The sequence below is a fragment of the Leptolyngbya sp. FACHB-541 genome, from assembly GCF_014695875.1.
Taxonomy (GTDB): Bacteria; Cyanobacteriota; Cyanobacteriia; order Elainellales; family Elainellaceae; genus JAAUTN01.
Window position 1 is genome coordinate 141,959 of record NZ_JACJPC010000042.1, and the last position, 10,996, is coordinate 152,954.

Genomic DNA, 10,996 nt, shown 5'->3' on the forward strand with positions numbered 1-10,996 from the left:
TATATTCCGCAAATCATGATCAGTGGCATCTTCGAGAATTGCATTGGTTCTGAGCAAGCGCAGCCTACGCTTCAATATTGGGCTGAGTTAGGATATCGGGAAATCCAGAGGGGACAGTTATCGGCGGAAGCTGCTTATGCGCTCTATGGACACGCCTCCAACCTGACATCGATTCGCCTGCAGAATGGCAACTCAGCAGATCATGGCTTGGTTCGCCTCATGGTTTGGGAGCAACCTCGTAATGCAGGTCTACAAAAATCTCATCCGTTCGTGATTGGTAGCCGCTGGTTTGCTTCTTTAGTGCAAGATATCTATGCCGTTGCTGATGCCTTTAACGACGACAAGGTTAACGGCGGAGATTGGATTGTCACTGAACCGATTCGAGGGATCGAATTTATCGGTCAACCAGGCACCAACTTCTACCAGCGGTTTACGGGTGTGCGCGAGTTCTTTGTGATTGGCTCAGAAACGCGACAAGCTTTCTTTCAACGCTACAACTATACTCGTCCGGGTTATGGCGTGATTGACCCGACTTCTCCCCTGGGTGTCAGTGAGGGAACTCACTCCAGTATCGTTACAGCTGATCATGACACCGTTGCATTCTACACAGATGTTTTTGGATTAGTTCCTGCTAACAATACCCGAAAGCGATCGGGCTATCAAAATTCTGCAACTCGACAAATTTTAATGTTAGAAGAAGGAAATGAATTTCTTCTATCTTCATTCTCGTCACCCAAAACGGACGTAGGCGTATTGCAGGTTTATACGCCACTGTACTCAACTCCTAATAAGCTTGAGTTTGCTCAACCTGGAGCCTTGGGGGCATCTCTTTTTACCTATCAGGTTGAAAATATCCAAACGTTTCGCGATTGCGTTAGCCGCAGCAATGCCCGCTCAGTAACACCAATTTTATCGAATGAGTTTAATGAACGCTCGTTTGGTTTGGTGGCACCTGACGAAATGACCTGGGTCATTATTGAACACGAAGCATGATAACCTAGCCTCTACCATGATGGGGTGATAGTTGAGAGCGTGCGCTGATATGACGACAGAATCAGCCAATACATTAGCGGTTGCTCGGCAAGCCTTTGCCCACTTTGAGCATGGACTTGCGACCGGAGACTGGCAAGCGTTCTTCGATATGCTCACTGACGATTTTTCGTTCTGGTTTCCGCTGGGTCAGTTTCAGGGCTTAAACGTCGGAAAAGAACGCGCGATCGCATTTTTCCACTATGTTTCCGAAGTCTATAGTGAAGGGTTAACCTTGACGCTCGATCGGGCAACTAGCAACGAAACAACGGCTGTTTTTGAGTTTCGTGATGAAGGACTCATGCGGGGAAAACCTTACAAAAATCGAGTCGCTGTTTCGTTTGATGTCCGTGACGACAAAATTTGTGGATACCGAGAGTACTTAGGCAGCGATGGTCAATCGAATTGATTTAACTGAGTTTAGCGGTCATCTCAAGTTAAACCTCCTCTGATTGTGGCAAAGGAAAGATCTCTCCCGCTAAATAAGCATCAAAGTACTTTTGAAAATATAGCCAGGAGGTGCTGTCTTCTGTATCTAAGTAAGATGGGGGCGCATTTTTATAGAGAGGGACGCGAGTATTAATTTCGTCCTGTAGCAGTTGTGGTAATTCATCGAAACCATTGACTTTGCCACCATAAGCACTGTAGACGAGTTGACCTGGGCGATCGCCCATTTTCATCCAGGGAACCCACGGACCTATCCGATCCCAGTAAAGCTGTAGTTTAGAAACCGAGAGAATTTCAGGGTTCAATAGGTCTTCAGTTGGAACAGTTAACTTAAATAACTCGGCTGCCTGATAGGTTAGGTTGGGGCTGTAATCAGCAAATTTTGGCTCTGTAGCGAGAGGATTGGGGTAAGCCATAAATATATCAAACACGAAGGTTGTACTATCTCCGTGTGTGCGTGCCGGAAATTTGCCCTTAAAGTGACCCTGCACTGGATTGTTGGCGACATGCATTACAGGAAGTAACTCTCCCGTCCAGGGATTTTCCCACTGTCGCAAAATTTCACCCGTTTCTGGGTGAAGGTAGTACGTCAATTCCCGAGAGGTAAAATCCCAACTTCCCTCTTCTGTAGGAATGCATCTGCTGACACTCACGCCTACCATCTTAAAGAGGCGATTTCTCTTTTCACCGGGAACCAACGCGTAGATTGCTCCTGACCAAATTAAGAAGGTTGATTGGTTTGAATCGAGGGATGAGCGCGTCTTGACCCAATACTGAGCGTCGAAGTCTTGAATTTCAGTCGCCATCTACAGATTCCTCGATATTCCACTAAATTCTCTCACCATGATCATAACCGGAGGCTTTTTGTGAGCAGCAACGCGAGGCTATACTTCTTACAAAATTTCATTCATTCGTTCTTTGAAAATATATTCATCACTTCAATTCGGCGATCGCCTCAAATTATCGATTTAAGGAGTGGACGGAAAGCATAGGATAATAAAGCTCCGATTCCTAGTGAGTTCATTAGTTTGCTTGATATAAAGCATTTATATAGCATGGAGTTTTACACCTTTCTGGAAAAAAGAACGTCAGCAAACGGTTTTACAGTTGGGTCAGTATTGGTGCCTGTGAGCAACCTGGAGAAAATCGCGAATGCAAGCTCAGCCCCCTCGTTCCCGCTCTTCTAATCGACCCCGATTCTTTAATGAACGGAGAGGTGTTCCTGGAGTTGTTCACTTTCACCCCGATGCACCTCCGCCCAAAATTACCCTGATTGACTACAGTCGATCGGAAGTCAGGAAAGTTGACATCAACAAACCTGAAGAGTGTATTCCCTATTTAGACAGTGAATCAGTTTCCTGGGTTGATGTGAGTGGGCTAGGGGATGAACAGACTTGGCAACAAATCAAGCAAGTGTTCAACCTGCATCCGTTGGCACTGGAAGACATTATCCATGTTCCTCAACGTCCTCATATGCAGGAATACGAGGAACAACTGGTTTTGATCGCGCGGATGGTCTCACTGCGGGAAGACGGCCGCAGCGTTATGACTGAACAAATTAGCCTGGTGTTGGGTAAACATTATCTGCTCACGGTTCAAGAGGAACCTTACTATGATTGCCTGGGATTCGTTCGAGAACAGATTCAATTGGGGCGATCGCTCATTCGTAAGGCAGGGGCGGATTATCTGTTGTACACCTTAATAGATGCCATCATTGATGGCTTCTATCCCATTCTAGAAATGTATGGAGAATTAATTGAGGACTTAGAAGCCGAAGTTGTGTCTGTTCCAACACCCCAAACCCTGGAGGAAATTTATCAAATCAAGCGAGAACTCCTGGAGCTTCGGCGTGCCATCTGGCCGCAACGGGATGCGATCAATGCCCTCATCCGCGACAGTAGTGACTTAATTAGCCAGGATGTACGAACGTTTCTGAGGGACTGCTATGACCATACCGTTCAAGTTTTAGATATCGTTGAAACTTACCGAGAACTTGCTGCAAGCTTGACGGATGTGTACTTATCCTCCGTCAGTAATCGCATGAACGAGGTGATGAAGCTTCTGACTATCATCTCCAGTATCTTTATTCCTTTAACGTTCATTGCCGGGATCTATGGGATGAACTTTAATACTGAAACTTCTCCCTTTAATATGCCTGAACTCAATTGGTACTGGGGGTATGTTGCGACGTTGTCCGTAATGGCAACCATTGCAGTTGGTATGATTATTTTCTTTTGGCGCAAGGGTTGGTTTGAGAACTTTACCGGGATTAGGAGTGATCGGCGATCCTCGCCAAAACGGAAGAGAAAATGGCTGAAATGAATCCTTTGCGGCGATCGCCAGCCTACTATCCACTCAGCTCATCAAATTGTTGAAATTGGGCACGCAGAGACTGTACTGCATCAATTTCATCCTCTTTATCGCCAACTTGCATCCTTACCTCTTTCTAAGGGCTATCTGGAATTTCCATTGTGCCTTCACTCACCAGGATAGAGGAGCCACCAACTCGGATGGCTTGGATTTCGCTGTTTTTCAGGTCAGCTTCGACTTGAAGCAGGCTGGGGCGACTCATTTCAACGCCTTGTTCAATCGACCAGCGCAATGTGCCATCGGTGAGGTTGTTGCGGTTACACAGATAACCTGCGATCGCCGTAGCGGCTGCGCCTGTCGCCGGGTCTTCGTCAATGTTCATTGTGGGGGCAAACATTCGTGCCCACAGATGAGACGGATCTTGAGGGTCGTAGGCAAACACATAAAGGTCGGGTGCCCAGGCAGAAGCAAGGCACTGCTGCCACTCCTGGCGGTTTAGTTGAATGCGGCTGAGAGCGGCGCGATCGCTCAACGGCACAAACAAAAACGGTACACCACAAGAAATTGCTTGGGGTTTATCTTCTCCATTAAGCAAATCGGCAGGCTCAAGGGAAAGGACAGCCGCCAGCTTTTCTACAGAAGGAAGATCTGATCTGAATTCGGGCAGTTTGGCGGCAGTCAAGGCAGCAAAGGTTGGCTTACCAGACTCTACTCGAATATCTACTGAGACGGGACCGACTCCTTCTTCAAACACTACTGTTGTATCTTCAGGAGCAGTGATTTCTCCCAGAGTAGCGAGAACATAGGCGGTGCCAACGGTGGGATGTCCGGCAAAGGGTAACTCTCTTGCAGGGGTAAAAATGCGAAGCTGGCGATCGCTCCCTGGTTGTTGGGGAGGAAATACAAAAACGGTTTCTGAGAGGTTAAGTTCTTTAGCAACCCGCTGCATTTGCTCAGTGGATAATCCTCGAGCGTCTGGAAACACGGCTAGCGGGTTGCCGCCAAAGATCTGATCGGTGAAGACATCAGCGGTGTAAAAACGGTAGCGCATGGTGTTAGGAGCGATCGCTGGAGTACTGCCCTGAGTAAAGCATCACAGCGCTGTTGATGCAATCCCTTACTTCCTATCTAGTACAGGATTGATAAAGGTTAGTCAGCCAAGTTTGTACATGGGGTGGCATTGAGGTGAAATAGATGGAAAATGCGTCTTGGCTTGCTTGAGTTTTTGCAACTTTAGCGTAAATATCGTTGAGGTTCTGTGCTGGATTTGAGGCTAACAGAGTGAGTTTCAGGTTGGCAAATTCATTAATTGAAGAAATGCCATTGGGTGTTGTGACCTGAATTTGTGCTCCGGTTGCTGAAAGCTGCATCAGCTTTCCTTGAAAGTGAGTTTTGCTAACCTCTTTGCCTTCCAACAGCGAGAACTGGAGAGGAACGGGTTTAGGCAGCGGCAAAAAGATCTCTTCTTCTTTAGGTAAATACAAGTTGTGAAAGCCGCTAATTCCATACACTTCGTAAATGGTAATCGGTTGCTTTACGCCCTTCGGCTGGACTTGCTGTTGACCGCTGATTCGCACGTTTGGCCCAGCTTCTTTAAAAGTTTGCTCTGAGATCAGGATCTGTCCGCCTCGCGTGTAAGATTCAATCCGATAGGTGAGATTGACCTGGCTGCCAACGATGCCATATTTGGTGCGCTTTTCAGAGCCAATGTTGCCGACAACGACTTCTCCGGTGTTGATGCCGATGCCCATTTCGAGTCGGGGTAAGCCGAGTACTTTCATGTGTTCGTTGACGGCTCCCATGGCAAGCTGCATAGCACAGGCACAGGCGATCGCCCGAATTGCATCGTCTTCTCTCGCCTTGGGCGCACCAAACAGGACCAGAATGCCATCTCCCATAAACTCATCAATCGTGCCGTGATACTGGTTGATCACGTCTGCCATGTATTCCAGGTAGAGATTGAGGATATTAATCACTTCCTCTGGCGATAACCTTTCGGATAAGGACGTGAAGCCGCGCAGGTCAGAGGTGAGAATGGTAATCTTACGGCGATCGCCTCCCAGTTTTAACCCTCCTGGGCTTTCCAACAGATTCACTACCACTTCATCGCTCAAATAGCGCCCAAACACCTGACGAATCAGCTGATTGCGCTTTTCCAGGTCGTCATTAGCTTGTGCTAGGTCAGCCGTCCGTTCTTTTACCCGTCCTTCCAGCCCTTTGGCGGTGTCGCGCAGTTTTCCAACCACCAGGGTTAGCCCAGACAGTCCTAAGACGGAAATGCCGCCCAGCATAAAAAAGGTTTCCCGCAGATCGGTATTTACTTTTTGGACGAACGTATCCAATGGCTGCTTAATTTCCCAAACGCCCGCTACGTCTCCTAACTCCCAATCGGTTTTAGGGCTTTGAGGATGAGTGTTGTGGCAGGCGACGCAGGTTGCTTTCATGATGCTGGCTTCGCCATAGCGCATCGTCGTATGTCCGTCACGCTCCTCAAATCGCACAAACTTTTCTCTAGGGCTTTGCCGCAGAAAATCGAGGGAAGCTTGCTCAAATTCATCTCTAATCCCCCCTTCCGACTGTCGCCAGGGGAATGGATAATCGCTGAAGAAGCGCACAGATAGATCGGGGTTGCGATCGCTAATCATGTCGCTCAACTCGATCGCAAACGTAGAAGGTAGGGGAATTGCCTGCTCTTCAGTCACATAGGCGTGAGTCACCGTCAGCCCACTCTCTTTGGCTGGGTCAGCGGCTGCATCGCTATACAGCGTGATCGCCTGGTTAAACGCTTGAATGTAGAGGGTGGCGTTTAACACAGCCTGCGATCGGATCAGGTTTGACGAGAGTTGAAACATATTTGATAGGGCAACTCCTACCCCGATGCAAAACATCACCGTTAGCACCAGGACAATCTGCTTTAGCAGCAGATGCATAAACCCATTCCAAAGTCGAGTCATCATTGAACGAGATCACCTTCCAAGCTTGGGTCTGATTGCGATCGCCCCTCGAAGTAAAACTTAGTACATGCCATTTCTAGTCTGATAATCTACTAAAACACGCTTTTGGAAGCAAGAGCGCAGATAGACCATTTTCTTCACCTGATACGAGTTAGCGATGGATGTCGAACAAGCCCTTGCCTTTACGGATGCGCTCGTCTTTACCAAGGCGGGCATTCATCTAAGCGATTTGCAACAGGCAATGCTGCGTGAATCCTGGTCGTGGCAACGTCAAAGTTATGACCAGATTGCAGAAACCTATGGGTATTCACCCACCTACTTGAAGCACGATGTCGGTCCTAAACTTTGGAGGTTGCTATCTGAAGTCATCGGTGAAAAAGTTAACAAAACCAGCTTTCGAGCAGCGATCGAACGTAAATCTCACACTGATGGGATCTCTACACAAACTCAAGCCGCTAAACCGGATCAATTACATATTTCTCAACCTACGGCTGAAGCGGTACCTGCAAGTCGAGTGAGTGACGCTGCGGTCGAACCGAGCGCTGTACTGACCCAGGTTGCTTCTGCCCCTCGGCAGGATTGGGGTGATGCCGCAGATGTGAGTTTCTTCTATGGACGGGCAGCAGAGCTAACTCGTCTAGAACAGTGGATTTTGGGTAGTCAATCCCAACAGCCCTGCCGACTGGTAGCAGTGTTGGGTATGGGTGGCATGGGCAAAACCTCGCTGGTGATTCGGCTGTCCCAGCGGCTCCAATCTGAGTTTGAGTGGGTAATTTGGCGATCGCTACGGAATGCCTTACCCCCTACTGAACTGCTGTCTGACCTGTTGCAATTGCTCACTAACCAGCAGCAGGTTGAACAGCCGATCGAAAGACAAACTGCCCAATTTATACATCAGTTGCGATCGCGTCGATGTCTGATTATTCTCGACAACATTGAAACGGTTCTGCATTACGCTCAAGAACCAGAAACCAGCGTTGCCAGCAGTCAGGGTTATGGAGTTTATCGGGAACTGTTTCGGCAAATTGGCGAAACGCGACATCAAAGCTGTTTAGTGTTGACCAGTCGTGAAAAGCCGCCAGAAGTTGCTTTGCTGGAAGGGGAAACTTTGCCGGTGCGATCGCTCACGCTTACCGGACTCCAGCGTACAGAAGCCCAGGAATTAATGAGCTTAAAGGGATGCTTCCAAGGAACGGACACCGATTGGAGTCGTTTAATTGCAGGCTACTCTGGCAATCCGCTAGCACTCAAAATTATCTCCACCACGATTCAAACTCTATTTGATGGCAACTTAACGGAGTTTCTACAACAAGACACATTTGTATTTGGCGGAATTCGCACGCTAATCGACCAGCAGTTTGAACGGTTGTCAGTGCTTGAAAAATCGGTGATGTATTGGCTGGCAATTTATCGTGAACCAGCTACTTTTGCCGAGTTGAGAATGGATATCTTTCCATCCATTGCACCGCAACGGTTAATCGAAGTTCTGGAACTGCTAGAGCAGCGATCGCTGATTGAAAAGCAAGCCGCTCTATTCTCGCTTCAGCCTGTGGTGATGGAATATGTGAGCGATCGCCTGATCACCCAAATCTGCACGGAAATTCAGCAAGGCGTGCAGGGAATTGCTGCAAAAGACGCGCTGCTCAAACATCACGCGCTGCTCAAAGCTCAATCTAAAGACTACATTCGAGAAACTCAAATTCGACTGATTCTCACTCCAATCCTCGAACAGTTGGATTCGCTTCTTGATGCGCTGGAAGATGACTTGATTCAACAGTTAACCTGCTTGCGCGGCAAATCCACTTCAGAAAGTGGGTATGCAGGGGGCAATCTACTCAATCTTTTGGGTCAGCGAAAAACTCACTTAAGCAGTTATGACTTTTCACACTTAACGCTTTGGCAAGCCGATTTGCGCCAGATGCAGCTGCACCAGATTAATTTTGCCTATGCTGATTTATCTCGCTCCATGTTCGCAGAAATCCTCGGTATCGTGTTTGCTGTCGCCCTCAGTCCGATAGGTGACGTTCTTGCAACCGGAGACGCTGAAGGCGGCCTACGTCTCTGGCAGGTCAATCAGGGAAGCCTATTACTGGCATTAGAGGGTCACCAGGGCTGGGTTTGGTCAGTCAGCTTCAGTGCCGATGGGCAAACTCTCGCCAGTTGCAGTAGTGACAAAACGATTCGGCTTTGGAATACCCAAACAGGTGAATGTCTAAGCACGCTTCGAGGGCATAGCGGTTCGATCTGGTCGGTGTCGTTCAGCCCTGATGGTCAACTCCTCGCCAGCGGTGGAGACGAACCCAGTGTAATGCTGTGGGATGCCTCTAAGGGAACTTGTATTAAGCAACTAGCCGGACATACGGGACGCATTCTCTCGGTTGCGTTTTGTCATGCTGCTATTGAGAAAAGCTCAGCGCTTCTGCTGGCAAGTGGCAGTGAAGACAGCAGTATTCGCCTATGGAATGTCCAGTCAGGGAAATGCCACCAGGTTTATCAGGGACACACCGACCGAGTGTGGTCAGTTGCCTTTAGTCCTAATGGTGAATTGCTCGCCAGCGGCAGCGCCGATCGCACCCTCAAACTTTGGCAGATGAAGACGGGGAAATGCCTCAAAACATTTTCAGAACATGGCGATCGCGTTCGTTCTGTCAGCTTCAGTGCTGATGGGCAAACCCTAATCAGCAGCAGCGACGATCGCACCGTGCGAATCTGGTCAGTTGACACCGGACAATGTCTGCATACTCTGTGGGGACATACCAACTCCATCTTCTCCGTTGCCTGCCATTCGGAGAGTCAAATGGTGGTGACCGGCAGTGCCGACCAAACCGTGAGAATTTGGCATAGCCAAACCGGACAGTGCCTTAAAATCCTGCGTGGTTACACCAATTCCATTTTTTCCGTTGCTTACAGTGCGAATGGTGAAAAGTTAATTAGTAGCAGCACCGACCAGACCATCAAACTGTGGGACACGAACACCGGACGATGCCTCAGGACCTTTGAGGGACATACGGGCTGGGTGACCTCAGCAGCCTTTCATCCCCAAGCTCACCTGATCGCCAGTAGTAGCGCCGACGAAACGATTAAGCTCTGGGAACTCAGCAGCGGACAGTGTCTTAGAACCTTGCAGGGGCATTCCCATTGGGTGCAGTCGGTCAGCTTTAGCCCCGATGGAGAAGTGTTAGCCAGCGGGGGCGATGATTGTACTTTGCGTCTCTGGTCAGTTCAATCTGGGGAATGCCTTCACACCTTAGCAGCCCATTCCGATTGGGTTTGGTCAGTCGCCTTTAGCCCCACAGAGAAACTATTAGCCAGCAGCAGTGAAGACCAAACGATTTGCCTCTGGTCTGTTCCAGATCTCCAGTGTGTTCATCGGCTACAAGACCATAGTGGACGAGTGAAGGCGATCGCTTTCAGCCCCGATGGGCAACTCCTGGCTAGCGGCAGCAGCGATGAAACGGTGCGGTTATGGTCAGTCCGTACAGGTGAATGTCTCTACACTCTACGCGGACATGACAATGACGTTTGGTCAGTTGCTTTTAGTCCTGATGGTCAAACCCTTGCCAGCCGTAGCCTCGACCAAACCGTGAAACTATGGGAGGTCAGCACGGGTGTTTGCCGTAAAACTTTGTCTGTGCCTTCTCGTTCTGTTAGGTCAGCCATCGCCTTTTGCCCAGTTTCATCCCCTACTCCGAAGAACCTTGCCACTCAAAACAAATTGGCGATCGGCAGTCACAGCGGCACCATTCAAATCTGGAATATCCTAACTGGAGAATGCCTGAATACGTTAACTCCCAATCGCCCCTATGACGGCACTAACATCAAAGGAGTGACGGGTATCACAGATGCTCAAAAATTGGCTCTGTATACGTTAGGGGCGATCGAGCAATAGCGTTCTGTAACCTTGAAAAGCTGCTTCTTGCCCTAATTTCCAACGCTGCAGAAGCGACTTAAGAAACAGCATAACTTTCCCTAACTTTTAGGCATCGTCAGCGCCGAGGTTAGCGAATACATTGATGTACATGAGGAACGAAACGGGAACCACACACCGAACCCAACCCGCTCCCTCTATAAAAGCTTGAAGTCACTCCACAACCTGCTGCATGTCGTCTTTCCCAGATAGCATCAGCCAGTGCAACTCCCACTGGAAAGCTTGCAACCCGCAAGGCTCCAGCCTGGGCAGATTGCTCTGCAGTGTTGCGCTTCAAACTGCATCAACTCACAAACATCCAATTCATCCACAAGAGGAGACCCCGATC

General features: G+C 48.8%; 7 protein-coding genes. 4 read left to right on the forward strand and 3 right to left on the reverse strand.

All coding sequences use genetic code 11. From position 1 onward, the window contains the following. Positions 1–15: 15 nt before the first annotated feature. Both H6G00_RS07490 and H6G00_RS07495 read left to right on the forward strand, forming a co-directional pair. Positions 16–993 carry a hypothetical protein gene (locus H6G00_RS07490; RefSeq protein WP_190796267.1) on the forward strand — a complete coding sequence of 326 codons (978 nt, stop codon included), beginning with the start codon at positions 16–18 and terminating at the stop codon, positions 991–993. Between the two features lie 49 nt (positions 994–1,042). Next, positions 1,043–1,438 (forward strand): nuclear transport factor 2 family protein, encoded by a 396-nt coding sequence (locus tag H6G00_RS07495; protein ID WP_190796268.1) that lies wholly within the window; start codon positions 1,043–1,045, stop codon positions 1,436–1,438. 28 nt (positions 1,439–1,466) lie between these two features. On the opposite strand, the gene H6G00_RS07500 is transcribed toward H6G00_RS07495, so the two are convergent. Next, entirely contained in the window at positions 1,467–2,282 is an 816-nt protein-coding gene (locus H6G00_RS07500; RefSeq protein ID WP_190796269.1) for a DUF1838 domain-containing protein, read from the reverse strand. 346 nt (positions 2,283–2,628) lie between these two features. Between H6G00_RS07500 and corA the strand changes: the two genes are divergently transcribed. Then, positions 2,629–3,798 (forward strand): magnesium/cobalt transporter CorA, encoded by a 1,170-nt coding sequence (gene corA / locus H6G00_RS07505; protein ID WP_190796270.1) that lies wholly within the window; start codon positions 2,629–2,631, stop codon positions 3,796–3,798. 124 nt (positions 3,799–3,922) lie between these two features. On the opposite strand, the gene H6G00_RS07510 is transcribed toward corA, so the two are convergent. Together H6G00_RS07510 and H6G00_RS07515 are read right to left on the reverse strand one after the other, a co-directional pair. Continuing rightward, positions 3,923–4,837, reverse strand: coding sequence for a PhzF family phenazine biosynthesis protein (locus H6G00_RS07510; RefSeq protein WP_190796271.1), 915 nt, complete (start codon positions 4,835–4,837; stop codon positions 3,923–3,925). A gap of 73 nt (positions 4,838–4,910) precedes the next feature. Further along, positions 4,911–6,743, reverse strand: a complete 1,833-nt coding sequence (locus tag H6G00_RS07515; protein ID WP_190796272.1) for an adenylate/guanylate cyclase domain-containing protein — start codon at positions 6,741–6,743, stop codon at positions 4,911–4,913. Positions 6,744–6,897: 154 nt separating this feature from the next. On the opposite strand from H6G00_RS07515, the gene H6G00_RS07520 reads away from it, so the two are divergent. Then, positions 6,898–10,629 carry a WD40 repeat domain-containing protein gene (locus H6G00_RS07520; RefSeq protein ID WP_190796273.1) on the forward strand — a complete coding sequence of 1,244 codons (3,732 nt, stop codon included), beginning with the start codon at positions 6,898–6,900 and terminating at the stop codon, positions 10,627–10,629. The last annotated feature ends 367 nt before the right edge of the window (positions 10,630–10,996 follow it).

Bases quoted from the DNA above. Each gene is read 5' to 3' on its own strand.
- H6G00_RS07490 (WP_190796267.1), top strand. From the start codon at position 16: ATGATCAGTGGCATCTTCGAGAATTGCATTGGTTCTGAGCAAGCGCAG.
- corA (WP_190796270.1), top strand. From the start codon at position 2,629: ATGCAAGCTCAGCCCCCTCGTTCCCGCTCTTCTAATCGACCCCGATTC.
- H6G00_RS07520 (WP_190796273.1), top strand. From the start codon at position 6,898: ATGGATGTCGAACAAGCCCTTGCCTTTACGGATGCGCTCGTCTTTACC.
- H6G00_RS07510 (WP_190796271.1), bottom strand. From the start codon at position 4,837: ATGCGCTACCGTTTTTACACCGCTGATGTCTTCACCGATCAGATCTTT.
- H6G00_RS07500 (WP_190796269.1), bottom strand. From the start codon at position 2,282: ATGGCGACTGAAATTCAAGACTTCGACGCTCAGTATTGGGTCAAGACG.
- H6G00_RS07495 (WP_190796268.1), top strand. From the start codon at position 1,043: ATGACGACAGAATCAGCCAATACATTAGCGGTTGCTCGGCAAGCCTTT.
- H6G00_RS07515 (WP_190796272.1), bottom strand. From the start codon at position 6,743: ATGATGACTCGACTTTGGAATGGGTTTATGCATCTGCTGCTAAAGCAG.